The organism is Deinococcus peraridilitoris DSM 19664, assembly GCF_000317835.1.
Classification (GTDB): domain Bacteria; phylum Deinococcota; class Deinococci; order Deinococcales; family Deinococcaceae; genus Deinococcus_A; species Deinococcus_A peraridilitoris.
In genome coordinates, this window is sequence record NC_019789.1 from 535,769 (window position 1) to 556,630 (window position 20,862).

Genomic DNA, 20,862 nt, shown 5'->3' on the forward strand with positions numbered 1-20,862 from the left:
AGGCACGGCCCTTCACCGTGAGGGTACGCCCACCCTGTTAAATGCCAATAAAGCCCGGCGGTGGTGCTCTTCGAAGATCCGCTCAACGAGGAATTCGGCGTCGCGCCCCACCCCGCCGAGCAGCGCTGAAGTGCGGGTGTGCTGCCACGACATTCCCGGGAAGTACAGCCTTGTGACGTCGCGCAAGGGTACTTGTTTGCGAAGCCGTTTCCTACGAACGGGTTGCTTTAATTCGTGAATGCTGGAGCGCTTGATTCCCCGAAAGGGGAAGCACTGGGGCTCCGGGGCAGCAATAGCATCCGCAACAACGAACGCTTTTGCAGCTTCGGCGTTGAGGGACATGCCCGCACCTCACGTTCGACTCCCGCAGACTCGTGCACGATGGAAGCATGACCGACACCGCGAGCCTCCCGATCGGCCAGCTCGCCGCTCAGACCAATGAGACCATCAAGACCCTGCGGTACTGGACGAACTTGGGCCTGCTCACCTGTGAGCGCCAGCCCAGCGGGTACCGGCACTACCCCCCGGTGGCCATCGAGCAGGCCCGCTTCATCCGCTGTGCCCAAGCGGCAGGATTTACCCTGGAGGAGGTGCGCACCGTGCTGGCGATCCGCGCTGACGGTCGCAAACCGTGCGGTCACGTGAAGGTGGAACTCGAAGCGCACCTTGTGAACGTCCGTGCACACATTGCGCAACTTCAGGCGCTCGAAGCTGCACTGCAAGCAAAAGTGCAATGGGCGGACGAGCATCCTGACCCCGAGTGCCATGCTGCGGGTTGCGTCTACCTTGAGGTTCCCGCCTGACGCTTGACTCTCCCCCAAAGGGGAGTGTTTAGCCTCAGGGTATGAACGAACCCAGCTGCTGCACCACCAGCGAGGCGCTGACAAGCTGTCCGGCGTGTGGTGCGAGAGGAAAAACCATCAAGCTCATCACCCTCAAGGCGCTCCTGCTCCCTCACGCGCTCACCACCCTCGAACCCGCCGAGCACTACCGCTTCTGCCCTGACGCGGCATGCGAGGTCACGTACTTCAGCGACCACCGCGCGTACAGTCGAGCGGACGTGAAGGTACCGGTCTACCAGAAGGATCCAGGCGACAGCGTCCCGGTCTGCTACTGCTTCGCGTACACCAGAAGGAACCTCGAACTGGCCGCGCACGACGAGTCGACGCACGAGATTCCGCGCGTCATCCAGGACCACATCAAAGCAGGACGTTGCGGCTGTGAAGTGAACAATCCGCAAGGCTCCTGCTGCCTCGGGAACGTGAACAAAGCACTCACCCGGCTGCGAGAAGCCAAACCACCACCTTTGAGGGCGCAGGAATGAAGCGCTTGCATCGCTCCCTGCTGCTCGGCAGTGCGTTGCTGCTGTGCCCCTGCCATCTGCCCGTATTGATCGCCTTGCTTGCCGGTGGACTGGGTGGGGGCGCCGTCGTCACTTTCCTCAGTCAGAACATGGCCTGGACGATGGCGCTGGCGAGCTTGTATTTCATACTTGCCATGTGGTTTGGTACGCGCCTGCTCCAAAAGGAGGATCGGGCGCCCCAGCCAGCAGCGAATCATTCAGGCGACTGCTGCGCTCCTGTTCCACACGCCTCACTCGCCTCGCGTTCCAGCAGATCCGAATGACCAGCGACGATTTACGCTCACCTCTGCCTGACGTGAACAAGACCGAAGGATACCGCGATCAAGCTACCTTCGGAGCCGTTGCCCGTCCCAGCGGCCCAATCGGCGAGGTGGACGCGCAGAAGCAGGGAGGCCCTTGGTCAGCAAGCGGTGCACACTATGGCGCGATCGTCTGAGGGGACGGCGTGGCCAGCGTGCCGCTCGCGCACCGCCTCGCCTCCAAGGGCCTGCGGGTCGCGTTGATCGAACGGGCGGAGCTGGGAGGAACCTGTCTCACTCGACGCTCCATCTCCACCAAAACCATAATCGCTTCCGCGCGTCGCGCATCAGGCATACCTGAGCGAGCGGTGGGGCGTGGAAACACCCGACGTGCTCGTGAACCTCGGCCGAGTGGTAGGCCGCAAGGATGAGCTGGTACGCAGCGTCCGCAAGGGGTCGGAACGCAATGTCGCGCAGAACCGAAACGTCACTTTGATTCGTGGAAACGCGCAACAGTGTCCCGCAGAGTGAAGGTCTGGAGCATGTTCTATTTCTGGATTCCACCAGCGCCGTGGAACTCCGTGACCTCCCGCCGCTGGTAATTGTCGGAGGGGCTACATCGGGGTGGAATTCGCGCAGATGTACCGCCGTTTCGGCAGCCGCGTCACGATACTGCAAAGCGCGCCGCACCTGCTGGCCAGTGAGGACGAGGACATTGCTGAAGCTCTCCAGGAAGCACTGGAAGCTGAAGGCATCGAAGTAATCGCGAACGCTCGCGCCATACGCGCGGAAGGCAGCGCAGGACACGTGAAGTGAGTGCCAGCGTGAACGGCGAGGACCGCAGCTTCAGTCACACCCATTTGCTGATCGCCACAGGCCGCGTTCCCAACACCGACGGGCTGGGGCTGGATCACACGGGCGTGGACCTCGACGGGCGTGGCTTCATCAAGATCAACGACCGGCTGCAAACCACCGCTCCGGGTCTCTGGGCGTTGGGTGACGTGCGGGGCGGACCGATGTTCACGCATACCGCGCGGGATGATTCACGCATCATCTACCAGAACGTCATCAGGCATGCCGACCTCAGCATCAAGGGTCGGGTGGCTCCGTGGGGAGTGTTCACCGACCCGCAGCTCGGTTGGGTAGGTCTGTCCGAACGGGAAGCCCGTCAGGCGGGCTTCAAGCTGAAGAGGCCCGGACGACGTGAATCCCTTCCTTTTCTGTTATCGGGAAGCCCGAAACGTACCGCCAGGAGCACCCACGTGAACGGTGAGTTCGACGTCACCGGGCGCGGCAGCCGCGTGCCGCTTACCGCTCGTCAGGGTACTCGATACGACGCTCGAACTGGTTGCCGGGCGCGACGATCACCTGCCGCCGCAGCCGGTCGTGGTCATCCACCTGAAATTCGTACCATAAGTTCGAACCGGGCACGAACAACGACAGTCGCGTCAGGGCGCCGCCGCCTGGCAGTTCGCGCACGTCCACTCCGCCCCCGCCGGCGTGCGCATCGGAGGCCAGGAAATCCCGCACGTGAATCGGGTACGAGTAAGACCGCCGGTTTGGGCCGCTGGTCGCCTGCTCGTGCACGATCAGACGCTCCTGGCGCCGCAGGGTTCTCACCATCCGTTCCAGGCGCGCGTTCGCGTCCGCGGACGGCGGCCACGGCACGGCCAGGTCTGCACGACCGCCCTGGCCCTGCGGGTCGTTGGCGTGAATGGTCAGCTGCGTCGTCCCGTCCGGCCAGTCGTACGTGACTTCGAAGCACCCGCGGCCGCATGAGCGAGGGTACAGGGTGAGGCCCCGGCCGTCCGGGCGGCGTCCGTCGATGCTGACGCGCGCGTCTTCCGCGGGTATCCCGAGCGGGCTGAGCACCTGCACCTGAAGCTGACGTTCGGTCGCCGCGGCGTACACGGTCAGGAAGCCTGCCCCGCCGGCGACGCGCACGGCCGGTCCTTCCAGGGGCGGGGCGCCCAGCGTGTACGCGCTCGCGAGGGTCCTGGGTGGTGAGGCGGTCACGAGCGTGGCGCTGAGTACCACCACCCCGCCCAGCAGCAGCGCTTCACTCCAGGTCACGGTGCGCAGCAGTGTCAATCTGCCAGGTGAGGCGGGCAGGGCGCGCAGGCGCGCGATCAACGCGAGGAGCAGCACACCGAGGACCACGCCGAGCTTGACCAGCAGCGTCCGCCCGTAGGCCGTGCCGAGCAGCTCACCGGGTGTCGTGAACTGCCTGACGCCGAGCAGTACCCCCGCGAGCAGCAGAGGCGCCAGCGTCCAGCCGGCCAGCCGGGCGTACCGGGCAATCAGGCCCGGCAGGTCCGCCTGCCATGCACCGGCGCGCAGCGCGCCCATCACGCGCGCGAAGTGCGCGAGTGCGCCGAGCCACACTGCCCCCGCCAGGAAGTGAACGGTCGCCAGCAGTGCCTGAACGCCTCCCTGCTGTCCGGCGTGACCACCCAGACTGGCCGCGACGGACGCAGCGAGAACCGGCCACGCCCGCTGCTGACCGCGCGGCAGGAACGCGACGACCGTGCAGGCCAGCGTCAGGAGCGTGACCCGCCCGGCGTGAGTGGACAGCACCCGCCACCCCACGTCTCCACCGACTCCCTCCGCGTTGAGCAGCAGGGTCAGCTGGACGACCGCGCCGATCACGGCGAGAAATAGCCCGGCAGCCACGAACGCCGGAGGCAGCCTCGTACGCGCGCCGTGCCACACGAAGCGCTCGCTGATCAACCCGCCCAGCGCCAAACTGAGCCCCAGGAACAGCAGCGCCTTGGCCACCACGGGAGGCCAGGGAACGCGCTGCGCGTTGCTGAGCGCTTCGGTGGGAACCGCTCCGGCGTTCCCTACGCCGAAGGCGAACTCACCCGCGGAGAGGTGCCCGTCGGACGCCAGCACCTGCCACTCCACCACGTACACACCCTCGTCCAGCGGCGGAAGGGGCGCGGTGAGCTCCCGCCCGCCCGAGGTGGGTTGCGCGGGGGGCAAGGGTACCTCCTTCCCACTCAACGTGCGCAGGCGCACGCGCTGGGAGTTCACCGCGAACGGTTCGCTGAAGGTCAGCAGCACCTGTGGCGGACCGACGGGCTTGCGCGCGCCGCCGCGCGGGTCGGTGTCCACCAGGAACGCGTGCGCGGACACCTGCATGCCCAGCACGGCGAGCAGCACCACCACCCGTACCAGCCAGGGCAGCACTTCGCGCGGCAGGAGGGTCGAGAGAGACACGAGCAGCACACGCTGACTTTAGAACGACCCTGTTAAATGCGGGTAAAGCCGTGCTTCACCCGTCGCGCGCGGACCGGCGGTGGTGCTCTTCGAAAATCCGCTCAGCGAGGTACTCGGCGTCGCGCCCTACCCCGCCGAGCAGCGCCGACGAGCGGGTGTGCTGCCAGGACAATCCCAGGAAGTACACGCCGGGCACGCTCGTCACGCCCCGCGCGTGCAGCGGCTCGCCCCGATCGTTGAGGACGGGCAGGTCCAGCCATGCGTACCCCCCGCGGTAGCCGGTGGCCCACACGACCGCGCCAAAGGACGCTACGGTCCCGTCCTCGAAGTGCACCACGCGCCCGACCGCGCCGGTCACGCGTGGTCTGACCTTCAGTTTCCGGGCCGTCAGGTTGGTGCCGATCAGCGGGTCATGCCCGCGCAGGAACGCGCCCAGTGGGGTGTCCACGGAACGGTCGAACAACCTCACCCGGTCACTCCAGTCGAAAATGTCACGGCCCAGCAGACGCTGCGGCAAGCGCGGCTGCCTGCGCCCGAGCGCAACGGTCACCTGGTGCGTACGCGTCAGCTCCTCGGCGATCTGCGCGCCGCTGTTCCCACAGCCAACTACCAGCACCCGCCCAGCAGGCAGCTGCGCGGGATGGCGGTACGCGCTGGAGTGCAGCTGAAGTACGCCCGGGTCGAGGTGACGCGCGAACGGTGGAATGAACGGCACGCCGAACGCCCCCACCGCGATCACCACCTGGCGGGCACGCAGCGCCCCACGGTCGGTCACCGCGGTGAACGTGCCGTCACGCGCGTGCAGTCGCGTCACGCGGGTGGCAAGCTGCACGGGCAACGCGAAGGTCCGCGCGTACGCGCGCAAGTACCCGGCGACGTCATCCTTGCCGGGGTAGTGTTCGGGGTCACCCGGAAAGGGCAGGCCGGGCAGAGCATTGCGTTTGGCGGGAGTGAAGAGCCGCAGGGAATCGTAGCGCGTCTGCCACACGTGACCGATTTCCGGCGCGGCGTCCACCAGTTGGAAGCGCAGGTTCGTGTGACGCAGGAAATACCCGGCGGCGAGACCGGCCTGCCCAGCGCCGATGACGAGCACATCCAGGAGATCGCTCATTCAGTCACTCTAAGCCCGTGACCGGCCACTGCACCAAAGGGCACGCGAGGAAGGCTGCTTCCACTTCAGGAAGGTCTTCCTGCCCTCGCACTCGTGGTCAGTCAGTTTACTTCGACGGGAAGTCCCGCCGCCCGCCAGTCCGGCAGGCCGACGTCGAGCCTCCGCGCGTCGAACCCCCGCTGCCGGAGCAGATTCACGGCCTCGTCCGAGTACACGCAGTACGGACCGCGGCAATACGCCACGATGACGCCTTCACGAGGGAGTTCCGGCAGGACATCCTCAAGCTGCTCGACGGGCACGGAACGCGCCCCTGGAATGTGACCCGCCTGGAACTCCGTTTCCGGTCGGACATCCAGGATCACGACGTCGTCGAGACGCTCACGCAGTTCGTCGATGGTGACCGCTTCGAGCGTGTCGCGCTGGCTCAAGTACGTCCGGACGACCTGCCGGATCTCCGCGACTCGGGCGTCCCCGAAGTTCCGCAGGGACTGCCATACCTGGAAGGCTTCCCGGCCGGCAAGGCGGTAATGCGCGAAGGTGCCTTCACGGCGGACGTCGACGAGGCGCGCCTGACGGAGTACTTGCAAGTGCTGGCTGGCGTTTGCGACGCTGAGGCCCGCTTCACGCGCGAGTTCCTCCACGGTGCGTTCACTCTGGGCGAGCAGGTCGAGCAGTTCGAGGCGCGCGGGGCTGGCGAGGGCCTTGCCGACCTGGGCAAATTGCTCGTACAGGTCCCGCTTGAAAGGACGGTGATCGCTCACGACACCTCCGATGGTACTGGACGCGGAAGGGTCTCGGGCATGCGGACGGCAACCAGCAACCCTGAAGCGGCGGTCAGCACAGCGACGATCAGCACGGCGGCAGGAATGCTGAGGGCGTCGGCGAGCAGTCCGCCGAGGATCGCTCCAACCGCGAGCCCTCCGTCTCGCCACAGGCGGTACGCGCCAACAGCCGTGCCGCGCCAGGTGGGGTACGAGGCGTCAGCCACGGCGGCGAGCAGGGTCGGGTACACCATGGCAGTGCCCACACCGAGGAGGGCGGCGGACAGCATCCAGGGCACGAAGCCGTTCAGCAGGGCGATCCCGAGCAAAGCGACACCCTGCACGAGCATCCCGGTGACGATGAGGCCCTTGCGTCCCCACGAGTCGCTGAGGGCGCCGGTGAGCAACTGGGCGAAGCCCCACACGGCCGGGTACGTGGCAGCGATGAGGCCGACCTGTACGAGCGGCACGCCCTGCGCGGCGAAGTACACCGGCAGCAGGCCCCAGGCGACGCCGTCGTTCAGGTTGTTCACCAGGCCGGCCTGATTGGCACTGGCAAGCGCGCGGTTCCTCCAGACGCCTTCCCTGAGGAGCGTCAGCAGTGAAGGTGTAGCCCCGGCGGGTGCATTTGCAACGCGGTAGTGGGCGGCCTCAAGACGAGTGTACGGCAGGGTTTCCCGAACGAACAAGGCGGTGAGGGCGAGTCCGGCGGCGGCGAACGCCACGCCGAGGTAAAACGGCTCGGGTCGCAGGCCGTAATTCGCGGCGATGACGCTGGTCAGGTACGCGGACGCGGCGACGGCTAGGTACCCGGCGGCTTCGTTGAGGCCCATCGCGAAGCCTCGGCCTTGCGGTCCGACCAGGTCGATTTTCATGATGACGGTGGTGCTCCAGGTAAGGCCCTGGCTGGCGCCGAGCAAGAGGTTTGCCGCGATGATCCACGACCAGGAGGGGGCGAGCATGATCATCAGGGGGACGGGCAGGGCGAGCAGCCAACCGGCGAGCAGAACGGGCCGGCGTCCGTACTTGTCCCCGAGGCGCCCGGCGAAGAGGTTTGTGATGGCCTTGACGAGGCCGAACGCGGCAACGAACGACAGGATCAGGCTGCTGGAAGTGAGGTTGAATTCCTGTTCGGCGATGAGGGGTGGAACGGTGCGCTCCAGGCCGATCATCGCTCCGACGAAGGCATTCACGGCGACGAGCAGCCAGAACTGCCGGGCGTTCGCACTGAGGCCGAGCCGCAGGGGGACTGCGCTCGTGGTGCGCATGCTCAAGAGACCACTGTGAGACCGCTGTAGTGCGCGCGGACGCGTTCGAAGTTCGCGGGACGCGGTGGGATGTCTTGCAGCATCAGGCGGACGAAGGCGTCCTCGTTGTCGATGCTGAGCGCCTGGTTGTGTCGTCGCTCGAAGCCGATGGTGCTGATGGGATTCCCGCTGAGTTTGCGGCCGCAGACGCTGCCGCTGAACGCACCCGGATAAATCTGCACGTAGTCCGGCAGGGTCTTGAGTCGCTGAGCGCTGTGGTAGAGGGCGCGGGCACCGCTTTCGGGATCGCTGGCGAGTTCGGTACGGCCGAGATCGCCGACCATCAGGGTGTGCCCGGTGAAGGCCAGCCAGGGTTCGGGGGCGCGGGTGTAGTCGGTGACGAGCAGGGTGAGGTGCTCGGGTGTGTGGCCGGGGGTGTGCCAGGTTTGCACGGTGACGTTGCCGAGCTCAAGGATGCTGCCGTCCCGAACGGCATGGAAGGTGAAGCTCGTGGTGGCGCTTTGGTGCAGGACGTACTGGGCGCCGCACGCGGCGGCGAGGTCGCGGGCGGTGCTGCGGTGGTCGGCGTGGAGGTGGGTGTCGATCACGTACTTGATGGTCACGCCGAGTCCAGCGGCTTGCTGAAGGTAGTGCTGGGGTGGGTGGATGGGGTCGATGACGGCGGCTTGTCCTTTGCCGACGCAGCCGAAGAGGTAGGAGATGCCGATGGGGTCGTGGTGGGGGTAGGTGCGGAGGAACATGCGGAACTCCTTGCCAGGTTTCACCTTGTTCTTATATTCAATAAACTATTTGAATACTGTTGTCAAGTTCTCAAGCCTATTGCATGGAACGCAACTACGAGGCCTGGGCACGACACTGCAACCCGCCCGAAGACCATTTTCGAGTGTCCGGCACACCTGCCGCGCACCCGCTCAAAACCCAACTCTCAGCGTGACCGCCGACAGTGTCTCCAGCGCGATATCATCACCGCGTGACCCGTGTGCTGGTGGTGGATGACGAGCCGAGCGTCCGCAAGATCGCCACGGCGTACCTTGAACGCGAAGGCTTTGCCGTGCGGACCGCTGTGGACGGGGAGCAGGCGCTCGAGGAGTTTGCCTCGGGTCGCCCGTCGTTGATCGTACTGGACCTGATGCTGCCCAAGCTCGACGGCTACGAAGTGTGCCGGCGCGTGCGCGAGAAATCGAACGTACCGATCCTGATGCTCACCGCACGTGGCGAGGAGTTCGAGCGGGTACTGGGCCTCGAACTCGGCGCAGACGATTACGTGGTCAAGCCCTTCAGCCCGCGTGAGCTGGTCGCGCGCGTCAAGGCCATTCTGCGCCGCACGGCCGGCGAGGAGGAACCCGCGTCCCTCCAGCATGCCGACCTCCGCGTGGACCCGGTGACGCGTGCGGTGCACGTGGGCGACCAACGGGTGGACCTCAGCGCCATCGAGTTCGATCTGCTCTACACCCTCGCGCAGCAACCGGAGAAGGTCTTTTCGCGTGACGAGCTGATCCGCCGCGTCTGGGGGAATGACTTTCCGGGCGTGGACCGCGTGGTGGACGTCCACATGGTAAGTCTGCGGCGCAAGCTGGGCGAGCGGGGAGACGCGCCCCGCTTCATTCACACGGTCCGCACCATCGGCTACCGTTTCTCCATCCCGGAAGGATGAACAGACCGCAGCGCGAGGTGAGGACGCGGCTTTCAGGCCTGAGTTTGCGTCTGAAACTGCTGCTGTCGTACCTGGCGGTGATCGCGCTCGCCGCGGCGATGCTGATCCTGATCGCGCAGCTGACCGCGCCGCTCTTCTACCGGCAGCACATCGACGAGATGGTGCAGACCTTCGGCATCCAGAACATCCCGGAGATGCGCCGGCAACTCACCGCAGGCTTCAACGGCGCGTTCGGCAGCGCGCTGGTCGTCGCGAGTCTGGTGACGCTGCTGCTGGCCTTCCTGGTGAGTTTTTTCGTGAGCCGCCGCATCATCGAACCGGTGCGGCGCGTGAGCCAGGCGAGCACCCGCATTGCCGCGGGGCACTACGGAGAGCGCCTTCCGGAAGGGGACCACGACGAGCTTGGGGAACTCACCCGTGGTTTCAACCAGATGGCCGCGGCGCTCGAAGCGACCGAGGCCCGCCGGCGGGAACTGATCGGCACGGTCGCACACGAACTGCGCACGCCCCTGGCAGGCATGCGTGGATACACCGAAGGCCTGCTCGACGGCGTGTTCGAAATTCAGGAGGCCGGGCCGGACATCATCCGTGAAATCCGGAGGCTGGAGCGGCTGGTGGACGACCTGTCGCTGGTCACCCGCGCGGAGGACCGCGCCATTCCCATTCACGTGCAGTCGGTCAGCCTGAATGAGGTGGCGCGCGCGACGGTCGCGCAGCTGGCGCGGTCCTTCGAGCGCAAGAGCCTCACGCTGAGCGTGCACGCGCCCGAGGAGGTGCTGGTGCTGGCCGACCCGGACCGGTTCACACAGGTGCTGGTGAATCTGCTGTCGAACGCGCTGCGGCACACCGTGAGTGGGGGTGTGACAGTCAGGATCGAGACGCGCGGGCCCTGGGGAGTGCTGGAGGTCACCGACACCGGAGAGGGTATTACCGAGTCCGACCTGCCGCACGTGTTCGAGCGGTTTTACCGTTCGGACAAGTCGCGTGCGCGGGATGCTGAGGAATCGCTGGGTGCGGGTGTGGGCCTCACCATCAGCCGGCACCTGCTGGAAGCGATGAACGGTGAGATTCACGTGCGCAGCGAGCGGAATACCGGAACGACTTTTACGGTGCACCTTCCCCTCCAGCGGACCGCGTGACCATGCGGCGTTTACCGGCGTTTAACACGTGCCCGTTACTCTGCGCAGCATGACGAACCGCCGGATGACATGGAGCTGCTCGTGAACGCGGCGTTCGTGTTGTGCGCGCTGCTGTTCCTGGTGGGGTTCCTGGCGCTGCTGTGGGCGCTGTGGGACGCGGGACCGCGACAGCACGAAAGGTGGGAGGCGAGCTCCGGTGAGGACCAGGAGGTCACGTGCGGGCAGGGCCGTTGACGTTGCCGGAGTGAACGCTGGGCAGTGAGGTTCAGGGTCCTTGCGAAGCTGAAGCCCAGTGGAGCGCCTCGGCAAGATTTCTTTGGGTTGTGGTCACGTCTTTCTAAAGTCGCGGCGGTAGCGTAAGCCGCGAAGGAGGTGCTTCATGACGATGAACAACGCGATCCGTGAGCACATGCCGATCAAATGCGCCGACAACAAAGATCATGGCCTGGTGGACCGCATCGACGGCGAGTACATCAAGGTCACCCGTGATGAGCACGGTCAGCACCATTGGCTGCCCCTCAGCGCCGTGGATCACGTGGACGAGCACGTGCACCTGAAACTCAACCACGAGCAGCTTCACCAGCAGTGGCTGAGCCAGGACCCTCACCCGCAGCACCGCCAGTCGTAACAGCCCACGCCTGCTGCCACTTCGAATGCCGAGCCGTCCCACCAGGGGACCGCTCGGCATGTTCAGGGTGTTCTGGTGAAGGGCGTGTTCGGCGGATCGACAGGGTCCCTGGGCGGTCTCGCCTCCTTTGCCTGGCTGAGCAGGTGTTCCTCGGGTCCAGCGCCTGTTGGTTACTGATGGTGCAAGGCGCCACCGTGCGGTGTATGAATCCCTCCTGCTCCTACCTGACTTACCTCTGCGTCGCCGTTCAATTACAGTGGGCGAACAATGTACTGAGTGACGGAAGCACCAAATGAAACGCCCACCATCCTGTCAGGAGGAGCGATGAGCGACCACCCGCACGATCACGACGCTCACCCTCACAACCACGGCCCGGGAGGGCACGCTCATCGTGCCGACCAGAAACGCCTCACCGTCGCCTTGATTATCACGGCGACCTTCATGATCGCTGAAATCATCGGCGGGCTCATCTCCAACAGCCTGGCCCTGCTGTCGGACGCGGGCCACATGGCGAGCGACGTGGCCGCGCTGGCGCTCAGCCTGTTCGCGCTGTGGTTCGCTCGCAAGCCCGCCACACCCCAGCGGACGTACGGCTTTTACCGAGTGGAGATCCTCGCGGCGTTCGTGAACGCGGCAACGCTGCTGATCCTCACCGCCTGGATCCTGCTGGAAGCGTACCAGCGCCTCTCCGAGCCTCCCGAAGTGCAGGGTGGCGTGATGCTCGCCGTGGCCGTCGCCGGGCTGATTGCCAACTTGGTGAGTGCCTACGTCCTGCACGGCGGACAGCAGGACAACCTGAACGTGCGCGGCGCGTTTCTGCACGTCCTGGGCGACCTGCTCGGATCGGTCGGGGCGATCATCGCGTCCCTGCTGGTGCTGTTTACCGGCCTCGCCATCGCCGACCCCATCGTGAGCGCGTTGATCGGCCTGCTGATCATCCGCAGTGCCTGGATCCTGCTCAACGAGAGCCTGAACGTGCTCCTGGAAGGTGCGCCCAAAGGTACGGACGTGCGCGCCGTGCGCTCCACGCTGAAAAGCCTCCCCCAGGTCTTGGACGTGCACGACCTGCACGTCTGGGCGATCACCGCTGGACAGCCGCTCCTCACGGCCCACTTGGAAATCGAAGGTCGCGCTGACGCGACCCAGGTGCTGATCCAGGCGCAGCGTGAACTGAGCGAGCAGTACGGCATCACGCACGTTACGCTGCAACTTGAAGTGAACGGCCAGCTCTGCGAAGTGCGTGACGTCCTGCACGCTTGAGCGCCCAGCCGCAGGCGCGGGTACCCGCCGCGGATCAGTGAATGGAGAAGCACCTCGCGGTCCCACCCGCTTTATCGGCATTTAACACGATTTGCCTACAGTGCGCGATCAAGGAGGCCCCATGAGTGCAGGAGAACTCTGGCAGTTCGCGCTCGCGCACCACGTTCCGTATTTCATCGTCGGAATGCTGCTCATCTGGTTCTGGCCGAACCTGACCACCTGGTTTGACAAAGCGCGGGAAGCCCGGCTCCACCGCGACCCCGAGCACCGTCAATTCATCCCAAGGCAAGGCGCCACCGGGGTGATGCCCGCAGAACTGCGCGCGAAAATTGAGGACCTGAACGCCCGGCAGGAAGACGTGGCGCGCCAACTCGCCGCCCTGCAACGCCCCGATGAACGAGGAAACCGCAAGGAGCAAGCATGAATATCTTCAAGAAATGCCTGAACTGGAAAGTCATGGTCGGACTCGCGGTGGTCGCCGCCGGACTGTTCGTCCTCGTCTCCCCGGCAGTGGCCGTGGCTGCACTGCCGTTCCTGGTGGCCGCCATCTGCCCCCTGTCGATGCTGCTGATGATGAAAGGCATGGGGAAAATGCAGCAGAACGCGCAAGCCAACGCTGCCGCTGCCGGATCAGCAGGCACCACGCAGAACTCCTGCTGCGCGCCCGGCAAGACCCTTTCCAGGGAAGAGCAGATCGCGCAGCTGCACGTGCAGTTGCAGGACATGCAGTCACAACAGGAGCGCCTCACCGCGCAACTCCGTGAGTTGAACAGCCCCAGGCAAGAAACCGCCCTTGCCACGCCGGTGGCCATGGCCATCGGACGGGAGTAAGGCATGACGACGAAGAACACCAAGCGCCAGGGGAGCATTAGGCCGCCGAAGAACAACAAGTTACTTCTCGGCGTCCTCGCCATCACCGTCGTCGGCATTACCGGCGGTGCTGTCTGGGTGGCAAGCAGTGAAGACCCCGGCTCGACTTCCAGTGTCGGGGTACTCGGCGGGGATTATCACGCCCTGCGCGTCCTTCCTGACGGGAAGCTGCTGTATGGCGAGCACGCGGGAGTCTCGATCAGCGAGGACGGCGGCCGCACTTGGAGCGAATCGAACGGGATCGGTGACGCGATGGCCATCAGCACCTCCCCGGTGGTGCCCGAGAAGATCGTGATGGCCGGACATGATGTCTTCAACGTCAGTGAGGACGGCGGGGAGACGTGGCGGAAAGTGAGCTTCGGGAACCTGCCCGGCACCGACATTCACGGCTTCACGGTCGCGCCGAGCAAGCCGCACGTGTGGTACGCGAACATCGCGGGTCGCGGCTTGTACCGCAGTGAGAACGCGCAGGACTGGCAGTTCTTGTCGTCTGGTACAGCGAGCGCGATGTCGCTCGCCGCTGGTCCCGGCGAGACGCCACGCCTGTATGCTCTGACCATGAACCAGGGCCTGATCGTGTCCGATGACGGTGTCCGCTGGATGACCGCCAGCGAAGCTCCACCTGCCGCTGCGGCTGGGCTTGATGTTCACCCGGTCAGTGGCAACGTGTACATCGCCGGCCCGAACGGCGTGGCACGCTCAGAGAACAAGGGAGCCACCTGGCAGGACCTGTCCTTCCCGGAAGGTGCGCGGCTGGTGACGGCAGACCCGCAGGACGAGCAGCAACTCTTTGCGGTGGGTGAAAGTGGCAGGGTGCAGCGCAGCACCGATGGGGGGAGCACTTGGATCAAGTAAGCCGCTGGAGGCGCGTCCCGTTGGCCTGGTGGCTGGCGAGTGGCCTGCTCGTCGCTGTGCTGCTGGCCTGGCCGTCCTTGCACCCGCAGTTGCGGGGCGCGGCGCTTTGGCTGTACCAGCAAGGCAGCGGCCTGAACGCGCTGGTGGCCACGCCCCTGAACAGCCTGCGCCTCACCACGACCGTGCCACTTCTCGCGCCACTGCTGCTGGGCTTGATGGCCGCCACCGCACCCTGCCAGCTCTCCACGGGCGCCGCGGCCCTCGCGTATGTCAGCCGTGACTCACGCAGCCCCCTCGCCAGTGCGGGCGCGTACCTGGGCGCGCGGGTGGTGTTCTACGCCGTGGTCGGGGCGTTCGTGATGTACGCCCTCGGTGGTCAGTTCGAAGCGCCCGGGCCTGTCCTGCTGGGCGTGCGGAAAGTCCTCGGGCCACTCACGCTGATCATCGGCCTGGTCCTGCTGGGCTGGTTGCGGCCCCGCTTCGAGTTCGGCGCGCGCCTGTCCGCCCGCCTGGAGAACCGCGCGCGGACCCTGCCGGGGAACGGTGGGGCGTTCGCGTTGGGCCTCGCGTTCAGCTTCGCGTTCTGCCCGACGCTGTTTCTGTTGTTTTTCGGGTTGACGGTGCCGCTCGCGCTGACTTCATCCCTGGGGTTTTTGTACCCCGCGGTGTTCGCGCTGGGCATGACACTCCCGCTGCTGGGCTTCGCGGCGTTCCTGCCCGGCGGGAACGCACAAGGGCAGGGCCGGTACCTGCGTGCCGTGCGCACCTGGCGCCGCCTCGCCACCCCGATTGCGGGCGGGGTGTTCCTGCTGGCCGGCCTGTACGACACGTTCGTGTACTGGCTGCTGTGAAGGTGAGGGACCAACGAGGCGCGAACCGCAGAACCGCACGTTCACACGGGTGGCGCCTCTCATCCCGAGCAGGGTGCGCTTCACAACGCGTACCGGGAAGGGCTTCTTTGAGCTGTGCGCCTTCGGGGCTCCCCGGGGTGCAGCATTATCGGCATTTGACAGCGCCTGCCCAGACTCCCGGCGAGGTGATCAAATGAAAAAGACACTGCTTGCGGTACTGACGGCAGGAGTGACGCTGGGTGGGGTGGTGTTCGCGCAGACGAACCCGCACTCAGCGTCTGGGGTATGCGCATGCGCGGCATGATGACCAAGCCGATGGGCGCGTGGACCATGCAGGACATGATGCAGATGATGCACGGCTCCGGCATGCACGCCGGTGGACTGGCGAACGTGTCAGGGCGGGAATTTGACCCGGCGGTCGCACGGCAAATGATTCAGCATCACCGGGACGTCATCGCGCCCAGCGAGCAACTCGCCGGCAGCGCGCAGGACCCGAAAGTGCGCGCGTGGGCGGTGGGCATCGTGAAGTCACAACGCACGGAGATTCAGCAGTTACGCGAGCTGCCCGAAGCACTCGATGCAAGCACCAACGCCGGTCAGACGGGCTGAATGGGCGGAGCGGGCGCAATGGGCCAGATGATGGACGGGCAGGGGAATGGCGTCATGGACGGGCCAGCACCGCAGGGTACGCAGGGTGGTGACCCGCAACGCGCGTACATCGAGCGGCTGATCGAGTATCACGCGAACGGCCTGGACATGGCGAACCTCGTGGTGCGCAAATCGAATGACGCGCGCGTCCTGCAAATCGCGCGGAACATCCTGGTGGAGCAGTCCCGCGAAATCATCGACATGAAAGCCTGGCTGAAGCGCCAGTAACCCCCAGCAAGATTGAGCAGCCAGGCACGCCCATGCAGGTACTCCCCCAGTCACCACCAGAGAACGCTACGCCAGGCCGCATGGCGTTCCAGATGACTTCCCTCGTGTTTGGCGTGACGCTCGCCCTGGTGTTCCTGCCGCTCGCGTGGTCCTTCCTGGCGCCCTTGCCGCTGGCGTGGCGGCGCGTCTCACGCGAAGATTCCCGAGCGGCTTTCCGGATCGCATTCCTGTTCGCGCGACGTCTTTCAGGGTGGTCATGCACACACCTCTGATCCGGTACAGCTGGAGGTGGTGGTGATGACCTGCTCTCGTTTGCTGCGCAGCACGCCTCCCCTGCTGGCGCTCAAGATGGCATGAAGCGTGATCGGATAACACGGGGAGAGCTTCTGCTTAGTCTTAGTCAGAGGACCAACTGAAGTTTGAGGGGACGTCGAGACAAGCGTACTGGGAGAAACGAGCTCACCATGAAACACCAGAAGACCGTGGCTCGCCACCGTGAAAGAAGCCCAAGCCAGAAGCCGATTCATGGCCGAAACGACTCGCCGAGGGGGATCAACCGATGAAACATGCGTACCAGGGTGACAACGCGTCCTTGACGCAGATGTTGGGCCGAGCCGTGCTTGCCGGTATCGCTGGCAGCGTGGTGATGACCGCCTTCCAGAAGCTGGTCGAGATGCCCATCACGAAGCGGGAGGACAGTTACGCCCCCGCGCAGCTCGCCCAGAGGCTGCTTCCGATCGAACCCAAAAACGACAAGGAACGCTGGCGCCTCAACTACGCCGCCCACACCTCGCTTGGAGCGATGTGGGGCGCGGCCTATGGGGTCGCGGCGTACAAGGGGTTGCGTGGGATGCCGGCCATCGCGGTGACGTTCGCCGCGATTTACACGAGTGACGTGGTCAACATCACCCTGCTTGGTCTCGCCAAGCCGTGGAAGTGGTCGCGCCAGGAGTGGGTGATTGACCTCGTTGACAAGTTCGTGCAGGTGCTCGCGACCAGCGTCATTTTCGATCACCTGCTCGACCCGGAACGTCCCTCATAAGGTGACAGTTCCTGCCGCGTGATGAGAGAACCGGGTGAGCAATCCAGGGGCTTGCCCGGTCACCACGCGAAGCGCCAGGTCAGCCAGTTCAATAAACCGCGCTTTACGGCGTCTACACAAGATCCATGCCGGTGACACATACGGTGAAACCTGAACCTGCGGGGGCCGGTGCATCACGGCGAAGGGCTGACTTTGAAGTCATCCGGGGGCCAACGAAGGCAGAGAAACGAGGAGCCTATGCAGCCAGCAGGAACACACGTGCTGAATGAAGCGATCAAGGGTGCCGTCGCCGGTGCCGCAGGCGTCTGGGTGATGGACCGTATCGGCTGGTACATGTACCTGCGGGAAGACGAAAGCGCGCTGCAACGGGAAATCGAAGCGCGCCCCGGCGGACTGGACCCCGCGCATGTCATCGCCAACCGACTTGCGAACGCCCTGGGCAAGCAACTCATTCCACAGCAGCCGAATCCATGGGGCATCGTCGTGCATTTTGCGCTTGGTGTGATGCCCGGTGCGCTGTACGGGGTGCTGCGTCACCGGCTGCCGACGTTATCGCAAGGGCAAGGCGTTGTGTACGGGCTGAGTCTGTTCATGATGAATGATGAAATCGCCAATCCGCTCCTGAAGCTGTCCGGCGGTCCACGCGCCTATCCCTGGCAGGCGCACGCGCGTGGTCTGGTCGAGCACGTCGTCCTGGGAATGGTCACCGACGCCGTGCTGCGTGTCATGGACCGTGAACTCCATCCACCCCAGCCGCACGACATCACGCAGACCGCGGGAGCCAGAAGTGCGGCCCGCTACTGAAGCTTCAGGGCAGGCAGGCGTCAAAGATCACCCGCAAGCGGAACTGGTCGCCGAAGGTCTGTCCTTTCCGACGAGCCTGACGTTCGGTGATGACGGCACGGCCTACATCGCGGAATCCGGCCTGCCCTGGGGTGGCGTACCGAGAGGCGGGCGGATTCTGCGTCTGGAACAGGACGGCAGGAGAACCCTGCTGCTGGGTGATCTGCGCCCACCCGTCAACGGCCTCACGTTCCACGAGGGAAACCTGTACATTGCCGAGGGCGGCTCTCCCGGCGAGCCGGGCCGCCTCAGCCGCCTCAGCCCGGATGGCGACTGGGAGGTTATCCTCGATAACCTCCCCGGTCCCGGCAACTACCACACCAACATGGTCGCGGTCGGACCGGACGGAAAACTCTACTTCAGCCAGGGTGCCATGACCAACACCGGCATCATCGGGCTGGACGCGTACGAGATCGGCTGGCTCAAACGCCTTCCCCACGCGCGTGACATCCCCGGGTACGACGTGACCCTCGCCGGCGTGAACGTCGAAACCGAAAATCCCCTCGAAGGCAACGGTGCGCGCGCCACGACCGGCGCGTTCCGGCCTTTCGGCACATCCAGCCACGCGGGACAGCGCGTTCCCGCCGGGCTGCCCTGCACGGCCGCGGTGATGCGCTGCAACCCTGACGGCAGTGAACTGGAACTCGTGGCGTGGGGTGTTCGCAACGCCTACGGTCTGGGCTTCCTCCCCGATGGGCGCCTCATCGCCACGGACCAGGGCGCGGACGACCGGGGCAGCCGGCCGGTCGGGAACGTTCCTGAACTCCTGATCGAAGTGAGGCCGGGCGCCTGGTACGGATGGCCGGACTACATCGGGAATGAACCCATCACGGACCCGAAGTTCCACCCCACGCGTGGTCCAGCGCCGCAGTTCGTCCTCGCCAACCATCACGAGTTCCCCCCACCAGAAGCGCCCCTGCTGCACTTCCCCACCCACACCTCTGCGGTGAAGTTCGACGTCGCGCCCGCCCACGCTCCGCAGTTCGCCGGGCAACTCTTCATTGCGCTGTTTGGCGACGAGGCGCCCATGACCGCCCCGCCTGGACCGAAAGCCGGCCGGTCTGTTGCTCGGGTCGACCCCAGCGACTGGAGCCTGCACCCATTCGTAGAAGAATCCCTATCCCGCCCGATCGACGTGCGCTTCCACCCGAGTGGGGATGCGCTGTACGTGCTGGATTTTGGGCAGTTCGAAATGAGCGAGCAGGGCGTGAACGCCCTGGCGGGCAGCGGGAAGCTGTGGCGTGTGCCACTCACCGCGGGAAGCCCCTGAGGAGGAATTCATGCCGACCAGCAAGCAGCCCAGCCCCCTGAGCCCCACGGTTCCCATGGTCGACACGCTCCTCGCGTACGTGGGCAAGACGGCGAACCCGATCCTCAGCAAGATCCACATCACCCGCAAAGGGAATCGCCGCTACAACCCGGAAGACATCCTGCTGCCGGAAGGATTCGAAGCGGAGGTTGTCGCCACTGGGTTCAATGCCCCCGTGCACTGCTGCTTCGATGAGCAGGGCAACTGCTACGTGAGCGAGGCGGGACACAAGGTCGACTCGAAACCTCGCGTGCTGAAGGTGAACACGCAGACCGGGGAGTACGAGACGTTCTTCGACCTGCCAGAGGAACGCTGGATCAAGACGGGCGCTTTCACCGGCGCGTGCTGGCATCAGGGCCGCTTTTACTTCATGAACACTGACACCTTCTCACGGCTGGGTGAGGACGGCAGCATCGAGGACCTCGTGACGGACCTGCCGGGACGCGGCGATCACCAGGCCAACTACCCGGTGGTCGGGCCGGATGGCAAGATCTACTTCGGTCAGGGCACCGCGACGAACCTCGCGGTGGTCGGCCCGGATGACTACGCGTACGAGTGGCTCAGGCTCTTCCCCGACTTCCACGACCGCCCCGGCGCGGACATCATCCTGACCGGGCAGAACTACGAGTCCCAGAACGTGCTGGGGAGCCTGCGGGAAACCGTGAAGACTGGCGCGTACGTGCCCTACGGGACGGAAACCCACCCCGGGCAGGTGATCAAGGGCACCGTGAAGTGCAACGGCTCCGTCCTGCGCTGTGATCCGGACGGCAGCAACCTCGAACTGGTCGCCTGGGGTTTCCGCAATCCGTACGGGGTCGCCTTCCACCCGGATGGACGGCTGTTCGCGACGGAGCACAACATCGACGAGCGCAGCCGCCGGCAGATCATCGGGGACACCGAGGACCTGTACGAAGTGAAGCAGGGCGAGTGGTACGGCTGGCCGGACTTCGCGGGGGGTGTTCGCCTGGACGACCCGCGCTTCAGGGGGCGGGGCCAAGAGCCGGTGATTGCGAACCACCCGAATCCGAACCCGCCCAAGCCCTTTGCGACGTTCGATGATCACGCGGGCGTGAACGGCCTGGACTTCTGCCGGGATGAACGCTTCGGGTTTTACGGGGATGCGTTCATCGCGCTGTTCGGGGACATTGCACCCGTCACGGCCCGCTCGCCCTCACCGCGCGGTTTCAAGGTCGTGCGGGTTGAGATGAATACCGGACGCGTGTTTGACTTCGCGGTGAACAAGATCGCCGGTCCCGCCTCGAAATTCCCGCAGCTGGGTCTGGAACGCCCTTCGCACTGTCAGTTCGGACCGGACGGCGCATTGTACATCGTGGACTGGGGCCAGATTCAGATCGCGCCTGAAGTGGGTGGGATTCGTATGCCCCTCCACACTGGCGCCCTGTGGCGCGTCCGGCGGACGCAAGGGCCACGGGGAGAGCAACCGCAGGCACCCAGGGAGATCTCGTACATAACGCGTAACGCGGTTATCTACGGAGCCCTCGCGGCAGGCGTTGCGGTCGGCGTGGGGCTGGTGCGCTGGGCGCTGCGAGCAAGAAGGTAAGTGGAATGTA

At 65.3% G+C, this 20,862-nt stretch carries 26 protein-coding genes and 1 pseudogene; 21 read left to right on the top strand and 6 right to left on the bottom strand.

Features of this window, described 5'->3' with window-relative positions:
* Positions 1-12: 12 nt before the first annotated feature.
* Positions 13-342, bottom strand: a complete 330-nt coding sequence (locus DEIPE_RS24770; protein WP_041231856.1) for a hypothetical protein — start codon at positions 340-342, stop codon at positions 13-15.
* Positions 343-389: 47 nt separating this feature from the next.
* Between DEIPE_RS24770 and DEIPE_RS21325 the strand changes: the two genes are divergently transcribed.
* From DEIPE_RS21325 to DEIPE_RS25680, 5 genes and pseudogenes are all read left to right on the top strand, one after another.
* Entirely contained in the window at positions 390-803 is a 414-nt protein-coding gene (locus tag DEIPE_RS21325) for a MerR family DNA-binding protein (RefSeq protein WP_015231609.1), read from the top strand.
* Between the two features lie 41 nt (positions 804-844).
* The gene (locus DEIPE_RS21330) at positions 845-1,324 is read left to right on the top strand and encodes a putative iron-sulfur cluster-binding metallochaperone (RefSeq protein ID WP_015231610.1); all 480 of its coding nucleotides are present in this window, start codon (positions 845-847) and stop codon (positions 1,322-1,324) included.
* Positions 1,321-1,626, top strand: coding sequence for a hypothetical protein (locus DEIPE_RS21335; protein ID WP_015231611.1), 306 nt, complete (start codon positions 1,321-1,323; stop codon positions 1,624-1,626). Before DEIPE_RS21330 ends, DEIPE_RS21335 begins: the two co-directional genes overlap by 4 nt.
* A 600-nt stretch (positions 1,627-2,226) precedes the next feature.
* Positions 2,227-2,418: an NAD-binding protein gene (locus DEIPE_RS25360; RefSeq protein ID WP_052326874.1), complete on the top strand. Its 192-nt coding sequence runs from the start codon at positions 2,227-2,229 to the stop codon at positions 2,416-2,418.
* An 8-nt stretch (positions 2,419-2,426) separates the two neighbouring features.
* Positions 2,427-2,582 (top strand): annotated as a pseudogene (locus tag DEIPE_RS25680) (FAD-dependent oxidoreductase); the annotation flags it as partial.
* 328 nt (positions 2,583-2,910) lie between these two features.
* Here the strand turns inward: DEIPE_RS25680 and DEIPE_RS21345 are convergent.
* The 5 genes from DEIPE_RS21345 to DEIPE_RS21365 all read right to left on the bottom strand — a co-directional run bounded on the left by DEIPE_RS21345 (position 2,911) and on the right by DEIPE_RS21365 (position 8,704).
* The gene (locus DEIPE_RS21345) at positions 2,911-4,833 is read right to left on the bottom strand and encodes a copper resistance CopC/CopD family protein (RefSeq protein ID WP_015231612.1); all 1,923 of its coding nucleotides are present in this window, start codon (positions 4,831-4,833) and stop codon (positions 2,911-2,913) included.
* A 46-nt stretch (positions 4,834-4,879) separates the two neighbouring features.
* Complete coding sequence (locus tag DEIPE_RS21350) at positions 4,880-5,935, bottom strand: flavin-containing monooxygenase (protein ID WP_015231613.1); 1,056 nt, start codon at positions 5,933-5,935, stop codon at positions 4,880-4,882.
* Between the two features lie 101 nt (positions 5,936-6,036).
* A complete protein-coding gene (locus DEIPE_RS21355; protein ID WP_015231614.1) occupies positions 6,037-6,696 on the bottom strand; it encodes an ArsR/SmtB family transcription factor in 660 nt (219 codons plus the stop codon).
* Entirely contained in the window at positions 6,693-7,964 is a 1,272-nt protein-coding gene (locus tag DEIPE_RS21360; protein ID WP_015231615.1) for an MFS transporter, read from the bottom strand. Before DEIPE_RS21360 ends, DEIPE_RS21355 begins: the two co-directional genes overlap by 4 nt.
* 2 nt (positions 7,965-7,966) lie before the next feature.
* Positions 7,967-8,704, bottom strand: coding sequence for an MBL fold metallo-hydrolase (locus DEIPE_RS21365; RefSeq protein ID WP_015231616.1), 738 nt, complete (start codon positions 8,702-8,704; stop codon positions 7,967-7,969).
* A 230-nt stretch (positions 8,705-8,934) separates the two neighbouring features.
* On the opposite strand from DEIPE_RS21365, the gene DEIPE_RS21370 reads away from it, so the two are divergent.
* From DEIPE_RS21370 to DEIPE_RS21440, 16 genes are all read left to right on the top strand, one after another.
* A complete protein-coding gene (locus DEIPE_RS21370) occupies positions 8,935-9,618 on the top strand; it encodes a response regulator transcription factor (RefSeq protein ID WP_015231617.1) in 684 nt (227 codons plus the stop codon).
* Entirely contained in the window at positions 9,615-10,757 is a 1,143-nt protein-coding gene (locus tag DEIPE_RS21375) for a sensor histidine kinase (RefSeq protein ID WP_015231618.1), read from the top strand. Before DEIPE_RS21370 ends, DEIPE_RS21375 begins: the two co-directional genes overlap by 4 nt.
* A gap of 69 nt (positions 10,758-10,826) precedes the next feature.
* A complete protein-coding gene (locus DEIPE_RS24355; protein WP_015231619.1) occupies positions 10,827-10,991 on the top strand; it encodes a hypothetical protein in 165 nt (54 codons plus the stop codon).
* 145 nt (positions 10,992-11,136) lie between these two features.
* A complete protein-coding gene (locus tag DEIPE_RS21380; protein WP_015231620.1) occupies positions 11,137-11,385 on the top strand; it encodes a DUF2171 domain-containing protein in 249 nt (82 codons plus the stop codon).
* Between the two features lie 324 nt (positions 11,386-11,709).
* Entirely contained in the window at positions 11,710-12,645 is a 936-nt protein-coding gene (locus tag DEIPE_RS21385) for a cation diffusion facilitator family transporter (RefSeq protein ID WP_015231621.1), read from the top strand.
* Positions 12,646-12,766: 121 nt separating this feature from the next.
* Positions 12,767-13,069 (top strand): hypothetical protein, encoded by a 303-nt coding sequence (locus DEIPE_RS21390; RefSeq protein WP_015231622.1) that lies wholly within the window; start codon positions 12,767-12,769, stop codon positions 13,067-13,069.
* Positions 13,066-13,476 carry a DUF2933 domain-containing protein gene (locus DEIPE_RS21395; RefSeq protein WP_015231623.1) on the top strand — a complete coding sequence of 137 codons (411 nt, stop codon included), beginning with the start codon at positions 13,066-13,068 and terminating at the stop codon, positions 13,474-13,476. Before DEIPE_RS21390 ends, DEIPE_RS21395 begins: the two co-directional genes overlap by 4 nt.
* 3 nt (positions 13,477-13,479) lie before the next feature.
* Positions 13,480-14,370, top strand: coding sequence for a WD40/YVTN/BNR-like repeat-containing protein (locus DEIPE_RS21400; protein WP_015231624.1), 891 nt, complete (start codon positions 13,480-13,482; stop codon positions 14,368-14,370).
* On the top strand, positions 14,358-15,221 hold the full coding sequence (locus DEIPE_RS21405) for an urease accessory protein UreH domain-containing protein (protein WP_245557666.1): 864 nt from the start codon (positions 14,358-14,360) through the stop codon (positions 15,219-15,221). Before DEIPE_RS21400 ends, DEIPE_RS21405 begins: the two co-directional genes overlap by 13 nt.
* A 291-nt stretch (positions 15,222-15,512) precedes the next feature.
* Positions 15,513-15,830 (top strand): DUF305 domain-containing protein, encoded by a 318-nt coding sequence (locus DEIPE_RS21410; protein ID WP_157449136.1) that lies wholly within the window; start codon positions 15,513-15,515, stop codon positions 15,828-15,830.
* Between the two features lie 18 nt (positions 15,831-15,848).
* Complete coding sequence (locus DEIPE_RS21415; protein ID WP_041231859.1) at positions 15,849-16,097, top strand: DUF305 domain-containing protein; 249 nt, start codon at positions 15,849-15,851, stop codon at positions 16,095-16,097.
* Positions 16,098-16,189: 92 nt separating this feature from the next.
* Complete coding sequence (locus DEIPE_RS24580) at positions 16,190-16,369, top strand: hypothetical protein (RefSeq protein WP_169316632.1); 180 nt, start codon at positions 16,190-16,192, stop codon at positions 16,367-16,369.
* Between the two features lie 287 nt (positions 16,370-16,656).
* Complete coding sequence (locus tag DEIPE_RS21425) at positions 16,657-17,139, top strand: hypothetical protein (RefSeq protein ID WP_015231626.1); 483 nt, start codon at positions 16,657-16,659, stop codon at positions 17,137-17,139.
* 258 nt (positions 17,140-17,397) lie between these two features.
* Positions 17,398-17,943 carry a DUF1440 domain-containing protein gene (locus DEIPE_RS21430; RefSeq protein WP_245557667.1) on the top strand — a complete coding sequence of 182 codons (546 nt, stop codon included), beginning with the start codon at positions 17,398-17,400 and terminating at the stop codon, positions 17,941-17,943.
* The gene (locus tag DEIPE_RS21435) at positions 17,927-19,252 is read left to right on the top strand and encodes a PQQ-dependent sugar dehydrogenase (protein ID WP_015231628.1); all 1,326 of its coding nucleotides are present in this window, start codon (positions 17,927-17,929) and stop codon (positions 19,250-19,252) included. The genes DEIPE_RS21430 and DEIPE_RS21435 overlap by 17 nt, the downstream gene beginning before the upstream one ends.
* 10 nt (positions 19,253-19,262) lie before the next feature.
* The gene (locus tag DEIPE_RS21440; RefSeq protein WP_015231629.1) at positions 19,263-20,852 is read left to right on the top strand and encodes a PQQ-dependent sugar dehydrogenase; all 1,590 of its coding nucleotides are present in this window, start codon (positions 19,263-19,265) and stop codon (positions 20,850-20,852) included.
* Positions 20,853-20,862: the final 10 nt, after the last annotated feature.

Excerpts from the sequence above, each read along its gene's own strand:
- DEIPE_RS24770 (WP_041231856.1), bottom strand. The coding sequence starts at position 342 with ATGTCCCTCAACGCCGAAGCTGCAAAAGCGTTCGTTGTTGCGGATGCT.
- DEIPE_RS21325 (WP_015231609.1), top strand. The coding sequence starts at position 390 with ATGACCGACACCGCGAGCCTCCCGATCGGCCAGCTCGCCGCTCAGACC.
- DEIPE_RS21330 (WP_015231610.1), top strand. The coding sequence starts at position 845 with ATGAACGAACCCAGCTGCTGCACCACCAGCGAGGCGCTGACAAGCTGT.
- DEIPE_RS21335 (WP_015231611.1), top strand. The coding sequence starts at position 1,321 with ATGAAGCGCTTGCATCGCTCCCTGCTGCTCGGCAGTGCGTTGCTGCTG.
- DEIPE_RS21350 (WP_015231613.1), bottom strand. The coding sequence starts at position 5,935 with ATGAGCGATCTCCTGGATGTGCTCGTCATCGGCGCTGGGCAGGCCGGT.
- DEIPE_RS21360 (WP_015231615.1), bottom strand. The coding sequence starts at position 7,964 with ATGCGCACCACGAGCGCAGTCCCCCTGCGGCTCGGCCTCAGTGCGAAC.
- DEIPE_RS21365 (WP_015231616.1), bottom strand. The coding sequence starts at position 8,704 with ATGTTCCTCCGCACCTACCCCCACCACGACCCCATCGGCATCTCCTAC.
- DEIPE_RS21375 (WP_015231618.1), top strand. The coding sequence starts at position 9,615 with ATGAACAGACCGCAGCGCGAGGTGAGGACGCGGCTTTCAGGCCTGAGT.
- DEIPE_RS24355 (WP_015231619.1), top strand. The coding sequence starts at position 10,827 with ATGGAGCTGCTCGTGAACGCGGCGTTCGTGTTGTGCGCGCTGCTGTTC.
- DEIPE_RS21380 (WP_015231620.1), top strand. The coding sequence starts at position 11,137 with ATGACGATGAACAACGCGATCCGTGAGCACATGCCGATCAAATGCGCC.
- DEIPE_RS21385 (WP_015231621.1), top strand. The coding sequence starts at position 11,710 with ATGAGCGACCACCCGCACGATCACGACGCTCACCCTCACAACCACGGC.
- DEIPE_RS21390 (WP_015231622.1), top strand. The coding sequence starts at position 12,767 with ATGAGTGCAGGAGAACTCTGGCAGTTCGCGCTCGCGCACCACGTTCCG.
- DEIPE_RS21395 (WP_015231623.1), top strand. The coding sequence starts at position 13,066 with ATGAATATCTTCAAGAAATGCCTGAACTGGAAAGTCATGGTCGGACTC.
- DEIPE_RS21400 (WP_015231624.1), top strand. The coding sequence starts at position 13,480 with ATGACGACGAAGAACACCAAGCGCCAGGGGAGCATTAGGCCGCCGAAG.
- DEIPE_RS21410 (WP_157449136.1), top strand. The coding sequence starts at position 15,513 with ATGCGCGGCATGATGACCAAGCCGATGGGCGCGTGGACCATGCAGGAC.
- DEIPE_RS21415 (WP_041231859.1), top strand. The coding sequence starts at position 15,849 with ATGGGCCAGATGATGGACGGGCAGGGGAATGGCGTCATGGACGGGCCA.
- DEIPE_RS24580 (WP_169316632.1), top strand. The coding sequence starts at position 16,190 with ATGACTTCCCTCGTGTTTGGCGTGACGCTCGCCCTGGTGTTCCTGCCG.
- DEIPE_RS21425 (WP_015231626.1), top strand. The coding sequence starts at position 16,657 with ATGAAACATGCGTACCAGGGTGACAACGCGTCCTTGACGCAGATGTTG.
- DEIPE_RS21440 (WP_015231629.1), top strand. The coding sequence starts at position 19,263 with ATGCCGACCAGCAAGCAGCCCAGCCCCCTGAGCCCCACGGTTCCCATG.